The sequence below is a fragment of the Burkholderia sp. Bp8984 genome (assembly GCF_003853755.1).
GTDB lineage: Bacteria > Pseudomonadota > Gammaproteobacteria > Burkholderiales > Burkholderiaceae > Burkholderia.
The window spans coordinates 22,621-44,313 of record NZ_QTQN01000047.1 but is presented as its reverse complement, the minus strand read 5'-3'; the positions used below and the strand labels follow the sequence as shown (position 1 = coordinate 44,313).

The following is a 21,693-nucleotide window of genomic DNA, read 5'->3' as shown; positions in this document are numbered from 1 at the left end:
ATCGTGTGGGGCGCGGGCCCGTTCGCGTCGCACGATGCGCCGATTCCGCCCGCGATGCCGGACTGGTCGCCGGTGCGTGAGTATGGCGGCTACGGCGGTTGGGGCGCGACGCAGCGCAGCGGCGCACCGCTGCAACGCGCGGCGGCCGCCGCGATGTGTGGCTGCGCGAATGCATGCAACGTGCACCAGCATGCGCACGCGAGTGCGTGGGGCAGCACGCTGCCGACCTCGGACGCGAAGGGCTTCTGGGGCGCGTTCGGCTGTTCGTGCTGGGCGGTCTGACATGTCGACGACGATCGGCCGGTACAGCCCCGCGTGGATCCGTGTCCTGCTCGCGCAGCCGTGGGTCGGCGCGCTGGTCCGGCTTGCACTCGTTTCCGCCTTTCTGATCGGCGGCGTCGCGAAGGCGCTCGACTTCGACGGCGCGGTCGCGGAGCAGGCGCATTTCGGCCTGCATCCGCCTGCGCTATGGGCTGCACTGGCGATTGTCGTCGAGATCGGCGGTTCGCTGTGTGTGGTGTTTCGCCGCTTCACGTGGCTCGGCGCCGGCAGCCTCGGCGTGCTGACCGTCGTCGCGATGCTGGTGGCGAACGACTTCTGGAACCAGACGGGCGCAGCGCGCTTCATGGCGCTCAACGGTTTCTTCGAGCACTTGGGCCTGATTGCAGCGCTCGTCCTCGTCACGATGCTGGGCGATGCCCGGGATACGCAAGGGGACGGTCGCGCCTGAGGGCATGAGCCGCGCATTGCGACGGAACGCAGATTCGATCACCAGGCGGCTTTTCCCCGTTGCGCCTTTGAAAGAGGCGCAACGGGGATTCCTTTGCGCGACGCGTTGCAGGCGTGCGGCAATTGGGGGCACGCGTGGCGTTGCCCATCGTGCTCACCGGCGAAATCACTTTTGATCTGAAATCACGAATCGGCGGCCGATTCCGTCGCCAGCCTTGTCGGGCGGGGCCGCCGCGCGAACGGACCCTCCGGACGCGATATCCGCCCACCCTTCAGACCACGTTTTAGACCTCCAGGGACTCAACTGTGTCGAATTCCGTCTTGGACAGACTTAACCCGGCTGCCTAGACTGAACTCGCTTTCCCTCACCCCTGGAGAAAATGATGAGTCTCGAAGACACGCTGCCCGGTAACAAGATCCTTGGTTTCGGTACTGCCCCGCTCGGCAACATGTTCCGCAACATCCCGGACGCGGAAGCGGCGGCCACCGTCGAAGCGGCATGGCAACACGGCATCCGTTATTTCGATTCGGCCCCGTTCTACGGCGCCGGCCTCGCGGAAATCCGCCTCGGCGACGCGCTGGCGAATCACCCGCGTGACGAATACGTACTGAGCACCAAGGTCGGCCGCGTGATCCTCGACGAAGTCGAGGACGTGTCGGCGCGCGATCTCGGCGAGAAGGGCGGCCTGTTCGAACACGGCCGGCCGAACCGCATCGTCAACGACTACACGGCCGATGCGACGCTGCGTTCGATCGAGGACAGCCTGAAGCGTCTGCGCACCGACCGCCTCGACATCGTCTGGGTGCACGACATCGCACAGGACTTCTACGGCGACGAATGGCTCGCGCAGTTCGAAGTCGCGCGCAAGGGCGCATTCCGCGTGCTGAGCAAGCTGCGTGAAGAAGGCGTGATCAAGGCGTGGGGCCTCGGCGTGAACCGCGTCGAGCCGATCGAACTGGTGCTCGACCTCGCCGAACCGCAACCGGACGGCATGCTGCTCGCCGGCCGCTACACGCTGCTCGATCACGAGCGCGCGCTGCAACGCGTGATGCCGGCGGCTGCCGCGCAGAACGTCGGGATCGTCGTCGGCGGCCCGTACAGCTCGGGCGTACTCGCGGGCGGCACGCACTTCGAATACCAGAAGGCTTCGCCGGAAATCCTCGCGAAGGTCGAGCGCATCAAGGCGATCGCCGCGCGCTACGACGTGCCGATCAAGGCCGCCGCGCTGCAGTTCTCTATGTCGCATCCGGCCACCGTCGCGGTGATTCCGGGCGCGAGCCGTCCGGAGCGGATCGCGGAAGACCAGGCTGCGCTGAACGTGGTGATTCCGGCCGACTTCTGGCGCGAAATGCGTGAACAAGGTCTGATTGCGGCCAATGCGCCGCTGCCGACCGATCGTTGATCCGCAAAGGTGATGACATGGCACAGGCCAATGCAAGCATCGAGATCACGGCTTCGGCCGACACGGTCTGGACACTGATCGGCGGCTTCGGGTCGCTGCCCGACTGGCTGTCGTACATCCCGGCGAGCGAGCTGAGCGAAGGCGGTCGCGTGCGCAGCCTCGCGAACCCGGACGGCGACGCGATCGTCGAGCGGCTGGTCGCCTTCGACGACGCGGCACGCAGCTACACGTACGCGATCCTCGAAGCGCCGTTCCCGGTCGTGAACTATCGCTCCACGCTGCGCGTGCGCGAGAACGGCGCGAACGCGGCGACGGTCGAGTGGTCGGGCATGTTCACGCCGGATGGCGCGACCGACGACGAAGCGATCCGCCTCTTCCGCGGTATCTACGAGGACGGTCTTGCCGAGCTGGCGAAGCGGTTCACGGCGTGACGGTGTCGTGGCGTAGCGGCGCGATCGCGTGACGGTGTGACGATGTCGCGCGCGGTGAGCGGGTGCCGGTCGTGTCGGCACCCGCCGACGCCGTGCGTCGTGGCGGGTTTTCATCCGTGACGACGCGCGGCACCGGCGCCATCGCGCGTGCATCGTCAATCGTCGTATGAACGTGCCGAGCCGTCGTCGGCGTTGCGGTCGCACCGTTCGTCGTCCGGCCGCCGCGGCGGCATGCGATGGACGCGGAACCCGCCCGCATGCGGTGGCGGGGCAATGACCGATAACGCGCGGTTATACCGGTATCACATCCTGTCAATTGTCGCGCGGGGGCGGACTCCGTATGCTGGCCCATTGCGCGGCTTTCCGGCGCATTTCGGACGTGCGCGTCAGTCGGTGCGCCGCCGGCACGCGCTGCGCGGGCGCGCGCACGGCAGCGCCGGCGCGTGACCGTGCCGGCCGGCGCACGCGGCAGCACCCGAGCCCGGCATCGAGCGCACCGCCGCACGGATTCGAACCGCCCGGCCCACTCACGGCGACGCGACAGGCGCGTTGGCACGACAAACAACACACAACACACAACGCCTATGCGAGCCCGTGATCGCACGGCGTTCGCCCCCGATCCATCTACAGAGGAAACGAACATGACACTCGCAGGCAACCTGCTGATCGGCTCGCGCGCACGGCGCGGCACGAACGGCGACACATACGCGGTCGACGCATCCAGCGGCGAACGCATGGCGCCGGCCTTCGGCGGCGCGAGCAGCGTCGATCTCGATGAAGCATGCGCGCTCGCCTGGGCCGCGTTCGACACGTATCGCGAAACGCAACCCGAAGCGCGCGCGACGTTCCTCGAGACGATCGCGGCGAACATCCTCGCGCTCGGCGACGAACTGGTCGAGCGCTGCGTCGCGGAAACGGGCCTGCCGCGCGCCCGCGTCGAAGGCGAGCGCGGCCGAACGGTCGGCCAGCTGCGGATGTTCGCCGACGTGGTGCGCGCGGGCGACTACCTCGACGCGCGCATCGATCCGGCGCAGCCGGCACGCCAACCGGCGCCGCGTCCCGACCTGCGCCTGCGTCATATCGGCCTCGGGCCGGTCGCGGTGTTCGGCGCGAGCAATTTCCCGCTGGCATTCTCGGTCGCGGGCGGCGATACGGCGTCCGCGCTCGCGGCCGGCTGCCCGGTGATCGTGAAGGCGCACCCGGCGCATCCGGGCACGTCGGAACTGGTCGGGATCGCCGTGCAGCGGGCGGTGAAGACGTGCGGGATGCCGGAAGGCACGTTCTCGCTACTGTTCGACACCGGCCTCGAGATCGGCCAGGGGCTCGTGCGCGATCGGCGCATCAAGGCGGTCGGCTTCACCGGTTCGCGCCATGCCGGCACCGCGCTGATCGCACTTGCGAACGCGCGGCCCGAGCCGATCCCCGTGTACGCGGAGATGAGCAGCATCAATCCGGTGCTGCTGTTCCCGAACGCACTCGACGCGCGCGGCGACGCGATCGCGCAGCAGTTCGTGCAGTCGCTGACGCTCGGCGCCGGGCAGTTCTGCACGAATCCGGGGTTGATCCTCGCCGTGGACGGGCCGGCACTCGAGCGCTTTACCGCCGCGGCGGCGGAGCGTCTCGCCCAGGCCGCGGCGGCGACGATGCTCACGCCGGGTATTCATCAGGCCTTCGAGCGTTCGGTGGCCGCGCTCGCGCAGCATCCGCAGGTGCGCACCGTCGCGCGCGCGCATGCGCCGGCCGGCGCGAACCAGGGGCAGGGCGCGCTGTTCTCGACGAGCGCGGACGCGTTCCGCGAGTCGAAGGCGCTGCATGAGGAGATGTTCGGCGCGGCGTCGCTGATCGTCCGCTGTCCGGACCTCGAGACGATGCTCGATCTGATCGAGTCGCTGGAAGGGCAGCTGACGACGGCGCTCCATATCGACGAAGCCGACTACGCCGCCGCGCGCACGTTCCTGCCGGCGCTGGAGCGGCGCGCGGGCCGCGTGCTCGTCAACGGTTTCGGCACCGGCGTGGAAGTCGCGCATGCGATGGTGCACGGCGGCCCGTATCCGGCCACCGCGGACGGGCGTACGACGTCGGTCGGCAGTCTCGCGATCCGTCGTTTCCTGCGGCCGGTCTGCTATCAGGACATGCCGGAGGCGCTGCTGCCCGATGCGCTGAAGACCTCGAACCCGCTGGCGATCAACCGGCTGATGGACGGGAAGGTCACGCTCGCGAACTGACGCGCGAGCGGGGGGAAGCCGGCATCCGGTGTCGCGCATGCAATCGCATGCGGACCGCTGCCGGCGCGATCGATTTCAGCCGCATTCGTGTGCGGGGATGCGGACGGCACGATAGATTCTTTGTCTTTGCCGGCGATCGCGCCCCCCGTCACGTCACTTGACCGTCGCGACCACATCCTCGCCGGTCAGAATCTCGCGAAACACGCCGACCAGCGGCCGCAGGTTGACCTTGTGCCACGCGGCCCACAGCGGCGTGCGATAGCTGAACCACGGCAGCTCGCGCAGCACGACGCCTTCCGGCACCTGGTGACGCAGGCTCTGCTGGATCATCGTCACGCCGAGCCCGGCGGCGACGAGCCCGAGCGCCGCGAGCGGCTCGCTCGCCTCGACGGAAATATCCGGCGAGAAACCGGCCTTCGCGCACGCGGCGACGAACGCGCCGTGACGCGGCGCGCTTTCCTGCTGCGTGACCCCGATCCACGGCTGCGTCGCGAGATCGTCGGCCACAAGCGTCTTCTTCTTCGCGAGCGGATGGCCTTCGGGCAGCGCGAGCAGCATCGGGTCGTTCAGCACGCGCATCGATTCGAGTTCCGGATCGTCGGGCGCGGGCGGCTCGGTCACGAGCGCGATGTCGAGACTGCGCTCGCGCAGGCCTTCGAGCTGCGCGGCGGACGTGTAGTTGTACAGCGCGATGTGGACGGCCGGGCGGTCCGCGCGCAACGTCTTCAGTGCGCGCGGCAGCACGCCCGAGTGCGTGGCCGTTTCCAGGTAGCCGATGCAGAGCCCGCCTTCGTCGCCGCGGCCGAGCCGGCGCGCGAGCGATTCCAGCCGGTGCGCATGGCGCAGGAACGCCTGCGTCTCGCTGAGGAACGTGCGGCCGTCGCGTGTCAGACGAATACGCTGCTGGCTGCGCTCGAACAGCGTCAGCCCGAGCTTTTCCTCGAGCTGCGCGATCTGGCGGCTGAGCGGCGACTGCGAAATGTGCAGCCGTTCGGCGGCGCGGCCGACGTGTTCTTCCTCCGCGACCGCGATGAAATATTGAAGCTGACGGATGTCGAGCATATAAGACCTGGAGGGACTCAAGTTGGATGAATTATGTCTTGGATGGACATAACCATGCAACCCAGACTGGGCGCACTTTTCCGTGACCTGTGGAGAAATGCATGCGTCTCGACGACACACTGCCGGCCGACAACACGCTCGGTTTCGGCGCCGCCGCGCTCTGCAACATGTTCCGCGACATCCCCGACGACGAAGCTGCCGCGACCATCGAGACCGCATGGGCGGATCCGCAACTTCGACACCGCGCCGTCGTGCGGCACGAGGCTGGCCGAGTCGCGCTTGGGCGACGTGCTCGCCGGCCATCGACGCGACGACTACGTGATCAGCACGAAGGTCGGCCGCATCAAGGTGATCGCCGCGCGCTACGACATGCCGGTCAAGGCGGCCGCGCTGCAGTTCGTGCTCGCGCATCCCGCGGTCGCGTCGGTGATTCCCGGTGCGAGCCGTCCGGCGCGCATCGCGGAAGATGTCGACGCGCTGAACGCGACGATTCCGGCCGGCTTCTGGCGCGAGATGCGTGAGCAGGGGCTCGTCGCGGCGAACGCGCCGCTGCCGATCGATCGCTGATCGGGCCGGTCGACGCGAGTCGATAAAAAATGCCCGCGCAAGCGGGCATCGTCGGGACGGTGCGGTGCGGCGCGCCGTTCGGGCGCGCGCTTGGCCGTTCAATTAGAATCTCTAACAAAATGAACGGATGGGGCTGCCAACCTGCCGCACGCTCCGCTCACCACTTCGTTGTTTCGCTGACGACGAGACCACGGCATAACCGATACGCGATGGCGAATTGCGGTCACTGATCCAACTGCTGCGATATTTCGTGCGCGAATGACTGGTTTAGCACTTGCATGCCGTTGCGGTCGTCGCTAGCAAAGGCTACGTCTCGAACGCCTTTGTGGAGAGTATCCACCCTCCGCGTGCGCAGGCCGTCATCCCGCTTCGCTCGAACAGAAAAACCAAGCGTCGCTATAGCCGCGTGCTGTATCGGATGAGCTTTATCGATGATCGCTCTGCCCCTGAACAAGCCGCTTGACTTCCTCGATCACCTCGTCTGACAGCGTCTCGGGTACGCCCCAGTAATCGAAGATACCGCCATCCGCATGATTCTGTCCGCACGTCACAAATACGCCGGTGCCAAATCGATTCTTGAGATGGGTAGCCAGCCAGCCAACGAAGCCACTATTGTCTGCCCCTGCCGGGAAGTGGAATCGAAAGATGCCAAACTGTTCCTGGTGTGAACCGTCACTCGGCACAAGCTGACTCCACACGTTGTCGTCTCGCACCAAGGCAAGTGCGTCGGCCCGCACAGCGCTCGGGAATTGATCCAGCGGAAATTCAATGAACGTGTACGTGCCGGAGTAAATCCGTAGGCGTGCCTCGGTGATGACTCGTCGAAGGCGACGCTCAGTTTGTTCGACGGTCTCACGTGAAATATCAACCATGTCTACTCCGAGAATGAGGCGGTTACAGGTCAGATCATCAATGCAAGTAGAAACGAACTTCATCCTACCAGCATGTGACGCAATCACCGGCGAATAGTCGCCCGAACCGAGCGGACCGGATAACCCGACAACCCGCACAAATGTAAACAGACCCTGGAACTGCCCGGAGCAGGCGTTTGGCGGACAGACAGCTCGCTCAACATCACCCTGCACTCGAATCGTCGATCGCGGCCAGCGCCAGTCTTGTCATTCCGACTCCGATGGCGAGGCGACGAAGCGCATGCCAGCCAAGCCTTGGGGAGCCGGCTACTGCTGCATCACGGCGCCTGCGCTGGCACCGATGACAAACAACGTGCCGATACTTTGCAGCAGGGTCATGGGCTGCCCGAGTACCGCAAATCCGATCGCCGAGGCAATCGCAGGCTCGACGCTCATCAGGATGCCAAACGTCGACGCCGTCATGCGCCGTAACGCAATCATCTCCAGAACATAAGGCAAGAGCGGGACGAGCACGGCGAGACCGGCAGCGTCGATCAATTGCCCGGCCGGAAAATGCCCGCCGCTTTCTGCGAGGCCGAATGGCGCGGTCACGAGCGCCGCGACGATCAGCGACGTGGACAGGCCTTGCAAACCATCGAACAGCGACCCCACGCGCTTCATCATCAGGATGTAGGCGGCCCATCCGAGCGCCGAGCCCAGCGGGAATACGAGCGCCGCAACGGGCACGATCCACATGTCGTCCTGGCGCGCGAGCAGCACGATTCCTGCCAGGGCGAGCGCGGGCCACGCGAGCATCCGGATCTTGCGTACGCCGATGGTCGCGACGCACAGCGGCCCCAAGAAATTGATCGCGACCGCGAGCCCGAGTGGCACGCGCTTGACCGCCTCGAAGAAGCACAGTGTCATGCAGGCCATCGCACAGCCGAGCGCGATGGCGGCGATCCAGCGCTGCCGGGAATAGCGCCGGACGGGCGGGCGCACGATCACGGCCAGCGCGAAGGCGGCGAAGCACAGGCGCAGCCAGGTCGTGCTGAACGTTCCGTACTCGATCATCGCGGGCCGCGACAGCGCAGCGCCGAGCTGGACGCTGCACATCGACACCACGGCGAACCCGGGCGCCAGAGCCGCTTGGAAGCGTCGTGTCCGCGACGCGCCAAACGACGCATTCGCCGTGAACTCGTCGCGCGCAACCGGTGTGGAAGCGGTCGTGTGCCGGCCGGCCCGGATGCTTCCGGTTTCTTCGTTCATGCAGTACTCCATGATGGCGATGCGGCGATGGTAACCACGCATGTTCGTTTGGTATAAGCTCGAATTTTTTATGGGCGCTTCAAGAATATTTATGGCTCGGGATCTCGACAGCGGCTTGTTGCGCACCTTTCTGATCGTGGTCGAAACCGGTAGCGTGAGCGAGGCGGCGCAGGCGCTGCATCGCACGCAGGCCGCCGTCAGCATGGCATTGCGCCGGCTGGAAGAATCGGTCGGGCAGCGCCTGCTCGAACGTTCGCCACGCGGCATCAAGCCGACAGCGGCGGGCAGCGTGCTGCTGCCTTACGCGCAGCGCATGCTCGACATCGGGATCGCGGCGCGCGCTGCGCTGAATGCAGGTGAGATTTCAGGGACGGTCCGGCTCGGCCTCCTCGAGGACATCGCTGTTGGCCATCTGCCGCACACGCTGCGTGATTTTGGCGCGTCGTTCCCGAATGTCGCCGTGGAGATCGTCGTCGATTCGAGCAAGGCGCTGTCGCAGGATTTCATGAATGGCTCGCTCGATTTCGCGATCATCGACCCGACGTTCATCCATGCGGAACCGCTCGTGCGGTGGCAGCATCCGCTGTTCTGGGCGGCTGGCCTTGCGTATGACGGAGATGTCCGCCACGGTCCATTGCCGTTCGTCGCATTCGGCGGTGCGTGCCCGTGGCAAGACAGGCTGTATGCGTCATTGCGCGATGCTCGGGTCGCATGGAAAGTCATCTGCACGAGCACGAGCCTGGCCGCCATTCAATCCGCAGTCGAAGCAGGGCTGGGGGTCACGGTCCTGCTCGAATGGAACGTCCGGCGCGATTCGATGCGCGTGCTCGATCCGGCTGCCACCGGATTGCCGCACCCGCCATCTGCGGAATTCGGCTTGTTCAGCCGTGCGGATGGCAGCGATCGCATGTCGGCGGTACAGGCCTTGCAGCGCTTTCTCCTTCGCGAGTTGCGCGATGCCGCAACGCTCCAGGAAGCGCTCACACAATGAGTCTTGAAGCCGTCGCCGGCAGTTGATGCAAGCGGCGATCTTCATGAACGCTTCGTGGATCGCCGCGAGGCGCTCGAACCGGATGTGCAGTCGCCCGAAGTTGTGCAGCCAGGCTGTTGCCAGTCGCGCGGTCTGCGCCAGCAGCTCATGCCCGAGCCGCAGCCCGTTTCCTGCGGAAGCATCTTCCAGGAAATGCCGGACTGCGGCACGAACCCAACGGCATCGCGAACGCGGCGCTGCTGCGTTCGTGATCGACTTCAACCGCTCCGCGTGCCCGACGCTCTACCGCGACATCGCGGCGGCGTTCGGCCGCGTTCTCGCCGATCAAGTAGGCAGCGGCTGCTGTAGCGTCTCGACGAGCATGCGCGCACCGGGTGTCAGGTGCGCGAAGGTGCGGGCCACCACGCCGAACGGCTCGTCGAGCGCGGGGATCGCGACCGGCAGGCACGCGACGAGGCCGAAGCGTTCGCCGAACTCGGCGACTTCGCGCGGAATCACCGCGACCAGTTCCGGGTTCGCCTGCAGCAGCGTCAGCGTCGCGAACGTCGACGCCGTCTCGATCGGATAGCCCGGCACCTCGATGCCGGCATCCGCGAGCGCGCGTTCGAGCGCGAGCCGCATCGGCGTGTTGACCGGATACGCGACCCATTCCGCGTCGGCGAGATCGCGCAGCGTCAGCGCGTCGCGTTCGGCCAGCGCATGCGTGCGCGCGGTCACGACCGCGAGCGGTTCGGACTGCAGCGGGATATGGTCGTAGGCTCCCGGGCGCCGGTTGTTGCCGTTGCGGCAGATCGCGAGATCGATGCGGCCGTCGTCGATCAGGGCGAGCAGGCTCGCGCTGGTGCCTTCGACGATCTCGACCGACAGGTGCGGCTGGCGGCGGCGCAGGTCGGTCAGCGCGCGCGTGAGCAGCGGCACCGCGCCCATGACCACGCCGACGGCCAGATGGCCGCCATGCCCCTGCGTGATCGCGAGCACTTCGGTATGCAGGTGTTCGAGGTCGCTGTAGATGAGGCGCGCATAGCGCGTGACGCAGCGGCCGAGGTCGTTCGCGACGAGGCCTTTCGGTTGCCGCTCGAACAGCGGCATGCCGAGGATGTCCTCGATCTCGCGCAGCACCTTGGTCGCACCGGGTTGCGATATCGCGATTTCTTCGGCGGCCTTGTGCAGCGAGCCGTGGTTTTCGAGCGCGATAAGCAGCTTGAGCTGCTTCAGGCGAAGGCGCGACGCGATGTTCGCGAGAGAGGGAACGGCCAGCGGTTTCATGGCGTCGACCAAACCGAAAGCGGCGATTATAGCCCTGCCGGGCGGAAAACGATCTTGAGGATCGCCAATGCAGAACCGGTCAGCGCGCGTGCGGTGAAGCGGCCCCGCACGCGACGCGGCCCGTGATGTTCGTCGTCAATTACCGTACATGTCGAAGTCGAAGTATTTCGACTGGATCCGGTTGTACGTGCCGTCGCCGTGGATCTGCGGGAGGTATTTGCGCGGATGCGGGATCGGCGCGACGCATGAGCGGGGAGAGCGGGGGCGCGGATTGCGATCGCGCCGCACCGATTGGGCGTTATCCGTCGATCATGCATGGCCCAAATCGCAATGCAGGCAGGTGTTTGCCCACACGTAGCGGAGTGTTCGGCGTGTTGCGGTTGCTCGGGCGAGCACACAAGCGAGCGTAGGGTGCCACTACGCTCGCTTCAGCGCTCCTTGCGAGCGGCTTCATCGACGCGATGACGTGCATTGCCGAAGCACATGATCGGCGCTCGATGAGCGTGTTGCCGCTGATCGAGCCGCGGCGTTATCCGGAATGGTTCATTCCTGAATCAGGAATCGATTCCGGTTCTTGGCATCCTTGATCCATGCGGGCGCGCGGCCACGGCCCGACCAGGTTGCGCCAGTCTTGGGATCGCGATACTTCGCATTCACGGTCGACGGCTTTTTTGCCGCCGCTCGATCCCGACGAACACCGAAGATGTCTTTTTCGGTAATTCCGTACTCCGCGACCTTGGTACGGATGTCTTCGATTACAGCCTGGAGCTCGGTGAGACGGGCGGTTTCCGCTTTCTCCGCCAGTGCGTCCATTTGAGCCTTCAGTTCCTTGTATGTAGCCATGCTTTCCTCCGCGGGTTGTACTGCAAACATGATATGCGGCTTTTTGCCGAAATGATAATGATTGGCTATGCCTAATTCGCCAAGTTTAAAGCAAATTGAACTTTGGATCTCCCTTGCCTTCGGCGCGAGGAACTGTCCGGCTATCGAATTCTATTTTCATATGATGTGAGTTTCGCTGCCGATCGCACTGCCTACGACTGGAAATCGGCGATGAATCCGTTTGCCATCGTGTTTGGCGAGCGATTCACGCCATCGTCGCGACAAGCAGGTCGGTCATGAGTGTCACCAAAAGCGGCTCGGGACCGGAAGGCTGCTACAACATAGTTACCGAATGGCAACGGAAAGCCGGCAATAACGTCGCGAAACGAAAGATGATCTAAAGAGGACACCTGGTTTATGAACTCCGCCAAAGGCAGCGGGGCCGCTGCGCTTACTCGAACGGCGGACTTTCGTGCTCTGTTGGCGAAATTGCTTTACGAACGGGGCCCGGATTTCGCGCTCAAGGTTCTTGTGGTGACCACGACGCCGGGTTGGGAAGAAAACAGACGAGCGCAAATTTGCGACATCCTTTCAGATGAGGCGAGGCTTGCGGTTATTCAGCGTATGGCGGCAGCGCAGCAGCCTGAAATCGTAGACCAGACAGCGTCCACAACGGTGATTGACGAAATTGCGAGATTTGCTCTGGAATTCCGGATCGAGTCGAAGCGTTTAAGGCAGGGTGCGGCGAAAACGCTCCGTACGAGGATCTTATCTTCCGCCGGCGATCGATTACCTCGCTGTCAGACCGCGTGATCAACCGCTTTTCCCGTGCGTTTTCGCAGCCACGTTGCGGCCGATGATCGTCCGAGAGGGCGGGCATACCCTACATCAGGTAGCAGGACGGGCTCGGCGGAAAGCTTCCGCCGAGCCCGTCCTCGCCGTTCATGTACTCGGCGCGTCACGCGATCGAGCGCGAGGAACGCGCGGCACCTCCCGCGCGCGGGCGGGACGATCGTACGCGTTGCCGCTCGAGTTCGGACTCGTGCTTGCGCTCGTGCACACGCTCAGGCTCAGGCGAGCGCGGCATCCGTGGTGCGGGAGGCCGACACGCCGGCCCCGCTGGACGAAGACGTACCCGCCAGCGCAGCGCCGGCCAGACGCCGATAGCGCGCGAGCGCCCACAGCGGGAAGTACGCGGTATAGCCGTGATACTTCAGGTAGAAGATGCGCGGAAAGCCCGGCGCATTGTGCGAGCGGTGCCACCAGAAGCCGTCGTCCTGCTGCACCGATTGCAGATACGCGATGCCGCGTTTCACCGAGTCGGATTCGCAGTCGCCGAACGCCATCTGCGCGAGCAGCGCCCACGCGGTGAAGTTCGACGTGCTTTCGCCCGCATTGGTGCCGGCGAGCGCCGGGTCGATGTAGCTGTCGTTCGTCTCGCCCCAGCCGCCGTCCGCGTGCTGACGCGCGCGCAGCCAGGCCAGCGCGCGGGCGATGTACGGCTGCGCGGGGTCTTCGCCCGCGAGCGCGAGCCCGGCCAGCGCGCTCCACGTGCCGTAGATGTAGTTCGTGCCCCAGCGGCCCCACCAGCTGCCGTCGGGCTGCTGCGTGCGCTTCACGTAGTCGATCGCGCGCGCGAGCGACGCGCGGTCGGCCGCGCGCTTCGTGACACCGAAGCACAGCAGCACGCGGCCCGATACATCCTCGGTCGGCGGATCGAGCAGCGCGCCGTGATCGGCGAACGGGATCGCGTTCAGGTACATGCGGTCGCAGTCGGCGTCGAACGCCGCGAAGCCGCCGTTGCGCGATTGCAGCCCGCGCATCCAGTCGAGTGCGCGTGCGACGCGCGCCGCATACGGGTGCGAGCCATCCGCGTTGCGGTGCGTGCGGCCACGGCGGTCGAGCATCGCGGTGACGACCGCGGTGTCGTCGATGTCGGGGTAGTACGGGTTCGCATACTGGAACGCCCAGCCGCCCGGTTGCGTGTCGGCCGGCGCGTTCTCGATCCAGTCGCCGCGCAGGTCGTTCACCTGGCGCTCGGCGAGCCAGTCGTATGCGCGGGCGATGCGTGCGTCGAGTTCATTCAGTGAGCCTGCCGGCTCGCCGGCGTCGGGCGCGGCCACGCCACGCGCCTGCTCGAGCGCCATCGTGCTCCACGCGGTGTCCCATACCGGCGACAGGCACGGCTGGCAGTACACGCTGCCGTCGGGCCGCGTGACCAGCAGCTTTTCGAGCGCGTTCTCGCAGTCGCGGCGCAGCGGATGATCGTCCGGGTAGCCGAGCACGTCCATCATCTGGTAGCTGTACACGATTGGCGGAAAGATCCCGCCGAGCCCGTCCTCGCCGTTCATGCGCTCCGCGCACCACGCTTCCGCATGCCGGATCGCACGTTGCCGCAGGCGTTTCGGCAGCAGCGGCTCCACGTGACGCACCACGCGATCGAGCGCGAGGAACGCGCGGCGCATCCCGCGCGCGGGCGGAAAGTATTGGCGTTCCTGGTCGGGCGGCGTGACGAACAGCTCGGGGATCGCGATGTTGCGCGGGTTGCGCGCACGCGCCTTCAGCGAGCACAGCACGAGCAGCGGCACCATCGTCGTACGTGCCCAGTACGCGACCTTGTACATCGAGATCGGCACCCACTTCGGGAACAGCACGAATTCGACCGGCATGAACGGCGCCGCGCGCCACGGCACCTGGCCGAAGGTCGCGAGCAGGATGCGCGTGAACACGTTCGCGCGTGCCGCGCCGCCGAGCTTCAGGATCGCGTCGCGCGCGCGGACCATGTGCCGCGCCTGCTCGCTGTCACCGGCGGCCTTCAGCGCGAAGTACGCCTTCACGCTGCACGACACGTCCGGATCGCCGTCGACGTACAGATCCCACCCGCCATGCGTGTCGAGCCGCTGGATCGCGCGCAGGTAGCGCGCCATCTGCTCCTGGCGCGCGTCGTCGATCTTGTCCATGAAATGCATCATCAGGATGTATTCCGCGGTGATCGTCGCGTCGGATTCGAGTTCGAAACACCAGCTGCCGTCGGGCTGCTGAAGACGCATCAGCGCGTCGCGGCCGCGGGCGATCGCGGTGTCGAGCGCGGACCAGGAGGAGGGGGCGGGTTTATTCATGCGGCGGATCATACCATCCAGCCGGAATGTTTATCTCGAGACCGCGGGTGCTAACATCGCCGCCATGAAGAAACGCCCCGAACCCGCTTTGCACGACATCCCCGCGCCCGTCGACACGGCCGAACCGGCCGGCCCGCAGGCGTCCGGCGCACCGGCTGTGCCCGGTTCTGCGCCTGATTCCGCGCCCGTCGCCGGCGTGCGGCGTAAAAAGGCGCCGGAACAGGTGCGCGCGCAACTGCTGGAAGCCGCGTCGGAAATCGCGACCCATCATGGCGTGGCCGCGTTGACGCTCGACGCGGTCGCCGAGCGTGCAGGCGTGACGAAAGGTGCGCTGCAGTATCACTTCGCGAACAAGCAGGGCTTGCTCGACGCGCTGTTCGGGCAGGCGACCGAGCGCTTCGCGACGCAGATGGCCGCACGCCGCGCGGCCGATTCGCACGGCGACGGCGCGGCGGCGCGCGCATATCTGCATGCGGTGCTCGACACCTCGCAGCCGGCCGCGAGCACCGACGTGCTGCGCGTGCTGGTCGCGTCGATGATCACCGAGCAGGAGACGCGTGCGCGCTGGTCGGTGCCGATGCGCGAGTGGACGCGGCCGGACCCGGTGCCGCTCGAACGGGCGGCGACGCTGATGATCTGCCGGCTCGCGGCCGACGGGCTGTGGATCTCGGAGCTGCTCGACAGCGTGGAGATCTCGGCGGAACTGCGCGCGGAGATCGTCCGGCAACTCGACCGGATGACCGCGGCCGAGCCGGCGGGCACCGGCAAGATCAAGGGTGAGCGCGGCCGGCGCCGCTGAGTATTCGGTCGCCGGACAGCGCGACGAGATCGGCATACGCCGCACGCCCGTCTTCGCGAAGACCGCCTTGCTCTGGCTGAGCACGGTGCGAATCTGTACGCCGTTGCATGCCGCGTGCTCGGCCGGCGCCAGGCCGCCGGCTATGCCGGTCGCGACTGCCGGTTGCGCGCGGGTGAGCGAGAACGGACGCCGGTGCCGGTGCGCGCGTCGCGCACGAAGCAGTTCGCCGCTCGCGCGTCGGCGAGCGCCATGAGGGCCTCGAGCGCGACGTCCCATGTTCGCGATCGACGGCGGCCGTGCAGAGCGCCGCGATCGACTCGTCGGCCGCGCAAATCCTCGCGTCCCCGTTCCCCGTTTGCCGCACGCGCTACGTTGCGCGTGTTGCCGCATCGCGTTCGCCGGATCTGGCATGCCGGCGTGTCGCACGGATGCGGTGCGATCGACTTCTGCAGGCATCCTCAATTTTGGGGATGCCATCGTGAGGCGGAGTGTCTACGATCGGCAACGAAGAGAGGGGCCGTGGACGTGACGCGTGCGGTACGACATCGATCCGACGATATGAAGAAAATCGTCGTGCTGCCGGGTGTTTTTCTGACATACGACGCGCGTACCGTGAAGCGAAACGAGGACGACGCGTCGAGCAAAAGGACCATGCGGCGACGCGCCGATGAAGACAGGCCGGGTGCTCTGTTTCGGGGAGTGGCAAGCACATGCTGACGAGAGACTATGTGGAGCGCGAGCTCTCTCATATCGAGAGAATGGTCGCGCTGCTGGAAAGCGATACCGATACCGGCGCGGCGGTGATGCCGGTTGCGATGCGCGTGAGTCACCCGAGTTACTGGCGCGAGCGGATCGAGGCGCTGCTGGCGATCCCCGGCATGCCGCGCCATCTGACGAAGCTCGGCAATGCGCTGCTCGCGAGGATCGACGGGATGGAGTCGCGGCCGGCGCCGGCGAAGCCCTGAACGGATGGACGCGCGCGGCCCGGGACGTGCCGCGCCCGCCCGCCTGTATCCATTATCGAGATAGTCCATATTCCGGATATCGCGTTGCGGGATAGCACTCGTCGCCGCCACACTTGCGCAAAATCAATCCCAACCGGAGACATTCATGCGTACGCAAGTCGGCATCATCGGCGCTGGGCCCGCGGGCCTGCTGCTTTCCCATCTTCTTCATCTGCGCGGTATCGAGTCGGTCGTGCTCGAGTCGCGCAGCCGCGAACAGATCGAATCCACCATCCGCGCCGGCGTGCTCGAACAGGGCACGATGGACGTACTGACCGAATCGGGCGTCGGCGACCGGATGAAGGCGGAAGGCGCACTGCATCACGGGTTCGAACTGGCATTCGAAGGCAAGCGCCGCCGCATCGATTTGACCGAACTGACCGGCAAGGCGATCACCGTCTATGCGCAGCACGAGGTGCTGAAGGATCTCGTGGCCGCGCGCGTGGCGGCCGGCGGCGCGCTGTACTTCAACGTGTCCGGGACGACGATTGCCGGCATCGAGACCGATGCGCCGTCGATCCGCTTCGTGCACGACGGCGTCGAACAGACGCTCGACTGCGACTTCGTGATCGGCTGCGACGGCTCGCAGGGCGTGTCGCGCACGATGATCCCCGCCGCCTTGCGGCAGGACTACGAGCGCGTGTTTCCGTTCGGCTGGTTCGGCATTCTCGTGGAGGCGCCGCCGTCGTCGGACGAGCTGATCTATGCGCGCCACGAACGCGGCTTCGCGCTCGTCAGCACGCGCTCGCCGAACGTGCAGCGCATGTATTTCCAGTGCGACCCGAAGGATTCCGTCGACCAATGGTCCGACGATCGCATCTGGGCCGAGATGCACGCGCGCGTCGACTCCGCCGATGGCCGGCAGGTCGTGGAAGGGCGGATTTTCCAGAAGAACATCGTCGGCATGCGCAGCTTCGTGTCGACCACGATGCAGCACGGCCGCCTGTTCCTCGCCGGCGACGCCGCGCACATCGTGCCGCCGACCGGCGCGAAGGGCCTCAACCTCGCGGTGTCGGACGTGCGCATCCTGACGTCCGCGCTGCAGGCGTTCTACGACGAAGCGCGCACCGACCTGCTCGACGCGTACAGCGAAACCGCGCTGCGCCGGATCTGGCGCGCCGAACACTTCTCGTACTGGATGACGCGCATGATGCATCGTCTCGACGACGCGTCGCCGTTCGAGCAGCGTTTGCAGGTGGCCGAACTCGAGCACGTGACGACGTCGCGCACGGCGGCGATGGCGATGGCCGAAAATTACGTCGGCGCGGTCGCGGTCTGACGCGCGGCGATCGAGCGGGCTGTTGCGGTCGCGGCTTTCGGGAGCCGCGACCGCGCGCATCGCCCGCACCGCGCCCGTTTACGAGCGGCCCGGCATCAGGTCGCGATGGGCCGCTTCCCTGAACTCGCCCGGCGTCAGGCCGGTCTGCTTGCGGAAATAGCGGCTGAAATACGCGCTGTCCGCAAACCCCATCTCGTGCGCGATCTGCTTCACGCTCAGATTCGAATAAACCAGATCGCGCTGCGCTTCGCGAATCAGATGCGCGTTGACGACCGCCGTCGTCGAGATGCCCAACTCCTCCCGGCACACGCGCGCAAGCTGCGCGGCCGTCACGCCGAGCCGGTCCGCATAGAATTCCACCGGCCGATGCTCGCGAAAATGCGTGTCGATCAGTTCGCGAAAACGCCGCAGCAACGTGGCGCGCCGATCGGTGCCGGCATGCGACGGCGCGGCCGCGAGATCGCTCAGGCGCGCGACATGCACGATCAACGCCACCAGCAACGCCATCCCGGCCGCGCCGCGTCCGCGTGAGGTGCTGCGGAATTCCTGTTCTAGCAACGCGAACAGCGGCATCAGCATCGACGCGCTCGCGTCCGGCTCCTTGACCGGAATCACCGCCGCGCGTTGCAGGATCGACAGCGCGCCCGGCGCGGCGGTCTTGACCAGCGTTTCGAGCGCGCGCTGCACGACCGTGATCACGAGGCCGTCGATCTGTGGCGAGAACTCGAACGCATGGACCGTCTGCGCGGGCAGCACCACGAGGCACGGCGGCGCGAACGTGTGCTTCCCGCTCTCGATCACGACATGCCCCTGCCCGCCGCGGATGTACAAAATCTGCAATAGCGCATCGTGACGGTGCGCGGCGATATGCCAGTCGTTCGGCTGGCTGCGCTCCGGTATCCATTCGAAGTTGAACGCGTCGTACCAGGGCGGACGCGCCGATTCGCCATACAGATCGTAGTTAGGGATTCTCCTCATGCCGCACGGCCTCCTGTGTACAAATTGTCCTGTTGCTTGCGGCGTTTGTCCAATTTTCGCGCGATGCGCGCTTCTATACTTTTCCCATCGACGTAGCGCTTGCCACTGACGCAGCGCGCGACGTTCGGGCAGCGTGTGCCGGATCGAGCCGGATCTCTCAAGCTCATTTCAAGAGGATACCTAATGATATCGCAAGCGAACAATCAACAGCAGGACTGGCTTCGTCTCGACGGGCAGGTTTGCGTCGTGACGGGGGCCGCGGGCGGCATCGGCGCGTCGATCGTCGAAACGTTCGTGGCGGCCGGCGCGCGGGTCGCGCTGCTCGACCGCGACGCGGACGGCACCATCGCGATCGCCGAGCGGCTGCGCGCGGCCGGCGGCAACGTCGTCGCGATCGGCTGCGATATCGGCGACGCCGCCAGCGTGACCCAGGCCGCCGAACGCGTGGAGCGCGACCTCGGTCCCGCCGACGTGCTCGTGAACAACGCCGGCCTGTTGCGTGCCGGCGGCATCGAGACCATCGACCTAGACGCATGGAACGCGATGCTGCAGGTCAATCTCACGGGCTACATGTTGTGTTCGCAAGCGTTCGGGCGCGCGATGCTCGCGCGCGGCTCGGGTGTGCTGGTACATGTCGCGTCGATCGCGGCGCGCCACCCGCAGACGTACAGCGGCGCCTACAGCGCGAGCAAGGCGGCGGTCGCGATGCTCGCGCGGCAACTGGCGGCGGAGTGGGGGCCGCGCGGCATCCGCAGCAATACCGTGTGCCCGGGAATGATCCGCACGCCGCTGTCCGAGTCGTTCTATGCGAGCGGCGACATCGAGGCGCGCCGCAGCGCGATGACCGCGAACCGCCGCATCGGCCGGCCCGACGACATCGCGAACGTCGTCGCGTTTCTCGCGAGCCCGCGTGCGGCATACGTGAATGGCGCGGAACTGGTGGTCGACGGCGGCCTCGACGCGATGCTGATGGATCTCGTGCCGCGGCCCGGCTACGACGCCGGTGCCGGCGCACGCTGATTCGGTGACCTTGCCGCGCTGGACGCACGGCGCGCAGCACGAGCCCGGCGACGCACATTTATTCAAGAGATGGAGGAAGACATGATGAACGACCAGCAGCGTTCGAAGCACGTCACGTGCGATCTGCTAGTGATCGGATCGGGAGCGGGCGGCCTGTCCACCGCCATTACCGCGCGCAAGGCGGGGCTCGACGTGATCGTCGTCGAGAAGGAAGCGTGCTTCGGCGGCACGACCGCATTTTCCGGCGGCGTGCTGTGGATTCCCGGCAATCGCCATGCGCGCGCAAACGACGTGCAGGATACGCGCGAAGCGGCCCGCACGTATCTGCGCGGCGAGACGGGCGCGTTCTACGACGATGCGGCGATCGACGCATTTCTCGAGCACGGCCCGCACATGCTCGATTTCTTCGAGCGCGAGACGGACGTGAAATTCGTGCCGACGCTGTATCCCGACTATCACCCGGACATGCCCGGCGGCGTCGACATCGGCCGCTCGGTCGTCGCCGCGCCGTACGATGCGCGCGGGCTGGGGCGCGATCTCGAGCGCCTGCGTCCGCCGCTGAAGACGATCACGTTCATCGGGATGATGTTCAATTCGTCGAATGCGGACCTGAAGCACTTCTTCAACGCGACGCGCTCGCTTCGGTCGGCGTGGTACGTGACGAAGCGGCTTGCCGCGCATCTGAAGGATCTCGCGCTGTACCGGCGCGGCGTGCAGATCACGAGCGGCAACGCGCTCGCCGCGCGCCTCGCGAAGTCCGCGCTGGATCTCGGCATTCCGATCCTGACGAACACGCCCGCACGCGAACTCGTCGCGGACGGCGCGCGCATCGCCGGCGCAACGGTCGGGGCCGACGGCGCGACGTATCGCATCACCGCACGCCGCGCAGTCGTGCTCGCGAGCGGCGGCTTCTCGCACGACGTCGCACGCATCGCGCGTGCTTATCCGCACGTTGCGCGCGGCGGCGAGCATGTATCGCCGGTGCCGGCCGGCAACACCGGCGACGGCGCGACGCTCGCCGAGCGCGCGGGCGGCCGCGTCGAGATCCGCTATCCGCAACCGGCCGCATGGATGCCCGTCTCGCGCGTGCCGCTCGGCGACGGCCGCTTCGGTGTGTTTCCGCATCTGCTCGATCGCTACAAGCCCGGCGTCATCGGCGTGACCCGCCGCGGCACGCGTTTCACGAACGAATCGAATTCGTATCACGACGTCGGCGCCGCGATGATCGCAGCATGTCAAGGCGAGACCGAGACGGCGATGTGGCTCGTGTGCGATCACGCGACGATCCGCAAATACGGGCTCGGCTTCGCGAAACCCGCACCCGTGCCGCTCGGGCCGCTGCTGCGCGACGGCTATCTCGTGCAGGGGCGCACGCTGGCCGAACTCGCGCAGCGCGCCGGCCTCGATGCGGCGAATCTGGAAGCGACCGTGCGACGCTACAACCGCGATGCCGCGCGCGGCGAGGATCCCGAATTCGGCCGCGGCACGACGTCGTTCAACCGTTATCTCGGCGACGCCGACCATCGTCCGAATCCGTGCGTGGCGCCGCTCGGCGACGGGCCGTATTACGCGCTGAAGGTCGTGATGGGTGACCTCGGCACCTTCGACGGCATCCGGACCAACGTGGTCGGCCAGGTGCTCGCCGCCGACGACCGGCCGATCGCCGGCCTGTATGCGGTCGGCAACGATCGCGCCAGCATCATGGGCGGCAACTATCCGGGCGCGGGGATCACGCTCGGGCCGATCATGACGTTCGGCTATCTGAGCGCACGCCATATCGCGGGGCTGGCCGATCTAGGCGACCAGACCGACCTTCGTGACCGACTCGATCTTGCCGAGCCGACACCACCCGCCACCGCGCGCGCGACCGCCTGAACC

18 protein-coding genes and 4 pseudogenes are annotated in these 21,693 nt (G+C 66.4%); 13 read left to right on the top strand and 9 right to left on the bottom strand.

Going from position 1 to position 21,693, the window contains the following annotated elements:
* From DID98_RS32250 to DID98_RS32230, 5 genes and pseudogenes are all read left to right on the top strand, one after another.
* Positions 1-282, top strand: a pseudogene (locus tag DID98_RS32250) (amidohydrolase); the annotation flags it as partial.
* 1 nt (position 283) lies between these two features.
* On the top strand, positions 284-730 hold the full coding sequence (locus tag DID98_RS32245) for a DoxX family protein (RefSeq protein WP_124489415.1): 447 nt from the start codon (positions 284-286) through the stop codon (positions 728-730).
* Between the two features lie 382 nt (positions 731-1,112).
* On the top strand, positions 1,113-2,132 hold the full coding sequence (locus tag DID98_RS32240; RefSeq protein WP_124572028.1) for an aldo/keto reductase: 1,020 nt from the start codon (positions 1,113-1,115) through the stop codon (positions 2,130-2,132).
* A gap of 17 nt (positions 2,133-2,149) precedes the next feature.
* Positions 2,150-2,563: an SRPBCC family protein gene (locus tag DID98_RS32235; RefSeq protein ID WP_124572027.1), complete on the top strand. Its 414-nt coding sequence runs from the start codon at positions 2,150-2,152 to the stop codon at positions 2,561-2,563.
* A 641-nt stretch (positions 2,564-3,204) separates the two neighbouring features.
* On the top strand, positions 3,205-4,788 hold the full coding sequence (locus tag DID98_RS32230) for an aldehyde dehydrogenase (NADP(+)) (protein ID WP_124572026.1): 1,584 nt from the start codon (positions 3,205-3,207) through the stop codon (positions 4,786-4,788).
* Between the two features lie 153 nt (positions 4,789-4,941).
* On the opposite strand, the gene DID98_RS32225 is transcribed toward DID98_RS32230, so the two are convergent.
* On the bottom strand, positions 4,942-5,850 hold the full coding sequence (locus tag DID98_RS32225; protein ID WP_044847137.1) for a LysR family transcriptional regulator: 909 nt from the start codon (positions 5,848-5,850) through the stop codon (positions 4,942-4,944).
* Positions 5,851-6,171: 321 nt separating this feature from the next.
* On the opposite strand from DID98_RS32225, the pseudogene DID98_RS36685 reads away from it, so the two are divergent.
* Positions 6,172-6,417: pseudogene (locus DID98_RS36685) on the top strand (aldo/keto reductase); the annotation flags it as partial.
* Between the two features lie 425 nt (positions 6,418-6,842).
* On the opposite strand, the gene DID98_RS32215 reads toward DID98_RS36685, so the two are convergent.
* Both DID98_RS32215 and DID98_RS32210 read right to left on the bottom strand, forming a co-directional pair.
* Positions 6,843-7,289, bottom strand: a complete 447-nt coding sequence (locus DID98_RS32215) for a DUF6196 family protein (protein WP_124489411.1) — start codon at positions 7,287-7,289, stop codon at positions 6,843-6,845.
* A 306-nt stretch (positions 7,290-7,595) separates the two neighbouring features.
* Positions 7,596-8,384: a DMT family transporter gene (locus DID98_RS32210; protein WP_260427358.1), complete on the bottom strand. Its 789-nt coding sequence runs from the start codon at positions 8,382-8,384 to the stop codon at positions 7,596-7,598.
* Between the two features lie 244 nt (positions 8,385-8,628).
* Here DID98_RS32210 and DID98_RS32205 point away from each other — a divergent pair, with 244 nt between their 5' ends.
* Positions 8,629-9,528 carry a LysR family transcriptional regulator gene (locus DID98_RS32205; RefSeq protein WP_124489418.1) on the top strand — a complete coding sequence of 300 codons (900 nt, stop codon included), beginning with the start codon at positions 8,629-8,631 and terminating at the stop codon, positions 9,526-9,528.
* Here the strand turns inward: DID98_RS32205 and DID98_RS36680 are convergent.
* The 4 genes and pseudogenes from DID98_RS36680 to DID98_RS32190 form a co-directional block, all read right to left on the bottom strand.
* Positions 9,520-9,642: pseudogene (locus DID98_RS36680) on the bottom strand (IS5/IS1182 family transposase); the annotation flags it as partial. The gene DID98_RS32205 and the pseudogene DID98_RS36680 sit on opposite strands and share 9 nt — an antisense overlap.
* A pseudogene (locus DID98_RS36440) lies at positions 9,636-9,740 on the bottom strand (IS5/IS1182 family transposase); the annotation flags it as partial. The pseudogenes DID98_RS36680 and DID98_RS36440, both read right to left, overlap by 7 nt.
* A gap of 112 nt (positions 9,741-9,852) precedes the next feature.
* The gene (locus DID98_RS32195; RefSeq protein WP_124489408.1) at positions 9,853-10,794 is read right to left on the bottom strand and encodes a LysR family transcriptional regulator; all 942 of its coding nucleotides are present in this window, start codon (positions 10,792-10,794) and stop codon (positions 9,853-9,855) included.
* A gap of 543 nt (positions 10,795-11,337) precedes the next feature.
* Complete coding sequence (locus DID98_RS32190; protein WP_124489407.1) at positions 11,338-11,637, bottom strand: H-NS family nucleoid-associated regulatory protein; 300 nt, start codon at positions 11,635-11,637, stop codon at positions 11,338-11,340.
* A 396-nt stretch (positions 11,638-12,033) separates the two neighbouring features.
* Here DID98_RS32190 and DID98_RS32185 point away from each other — a divergent pair, with 396 nt between their 5' ends.
* On the top strand, positions 12,034-12,429 hold the full coding sequence (locus DID98_RS32185) for a hypothetical protein (RefSeq protein WP_124489406.1): 396 nt from the start codon (positions 12,034-12,036) through the stop codon (positions 12,427-12,429).
* A gap of 257 nt (positions 12,430-12,686) precedes the next feature.
* Here DID98_RS32185 and shc read toward each other — a convergent pair whose 3' ends face one another.
* Complete coding sequence (gene shc, locus DID98_RS32180) at positions 12,687-14,747, bottom strand: squalene--hopene cyclase (protein WP_124489405.1); 2,061 nt, start codon at positions 14,745-14,747, stop codon at positions 12,687-12,689.
* A gap of 52 nt (positions 14,748-14,799) precedes the next feature.
* Here shc and DID98_RS32175 point away from each other — a divergent pair, with 52 nt between their 5' ends.
* From DID98_RS32175 to DID98_RS32160, 3 genes are all read left to right on the top strand, one after another.
* Positions 14,800-15,534 carry a TetR/AcrR family transcriptional regulator gene (locus DID98_RS32175; RefSeq protein ID WP_124489404.1) on the top strand — a complete coding sequence of 245 codons (735 nt, stop codon included), beginning with the start codon at positions 14,800-14,802 and terminating at the stop codon, positions 15,532-15,534.
* A 710-nt stretch (positions 15,535-16,244) separates the two neighbouring features.
* The gene (locus tag DID98_RS32165; RefSeq protein WP_124489403.1) at positions 16,245-16,499 is read left to right on the top strand and encodes a hypothetical protein; all 255 of its coding nucleotides are present in this window, start codon (positions 16,245-16,247) and stop codon (positions 16,497-16,499) included.
* A gap of 145 nt (positions 16,500-16,644) precedes the next feature.
* Positions 16,645-17,817, top strand: coding sequence for a 4-hydroxybenzoate 3-monooxygenase (locus DID98_RS32160; RefSeq protein WP_124489402.1), 1,173 nt, complete (start codon positions 16,645-16,647; stop codon positions 17,815-17,817).
* 78 nt (positions 17,818-17,895) lie between these two features.
* Here the strand turns inward: DID98_RS32160 and DID98_RS32155 are convergent, their stop codons facing one another.
* A complete protein-coding gene (locus tag DID98_RS32155; protein ID WP_124489401.1) occupies positions 17,896-18,795 on the bottom strand; it encodes a helix-turn-helix domain-containing protein in 900 nt (299 codons plus the stop codon).
* Positions 18,796-18,978: 183 nt separating this feature from the next.
* On the opposite strand from DID98_RS32155, the gene DID98_RS32150 reads away from it, so the two are divergent.
* Together DID98_RS32150 and DID98_RS32145 are read left to right on the top strand one after the other, a co-directional pair.
* Positions 18,979-19,815 (top strand): SDR family oxidoreductase, encoded by an 837-nt coding sequence (locus tag DID98_RS32150; protein WP_185640916.1) that lies wholly within the window; start codon positions 18,979-18,981, stop codon positions 19,813-19,815.
* Between the two features lie 81 nt (positions 19,816-19,896).
* Positions 19,897-21,690 (top strand): FAD-dependent oxidoreductase, encoded by a 1,794-nt coding sequence (locus DID98_RS32145; RefSeq protein WP_409362348.1) that lies wholly within the window; start codon positions 19,897-19,899, stop codon positions 21,688-21,690.
* Positions 21,691-21,693: the final 3 nt, after the last annotated feature.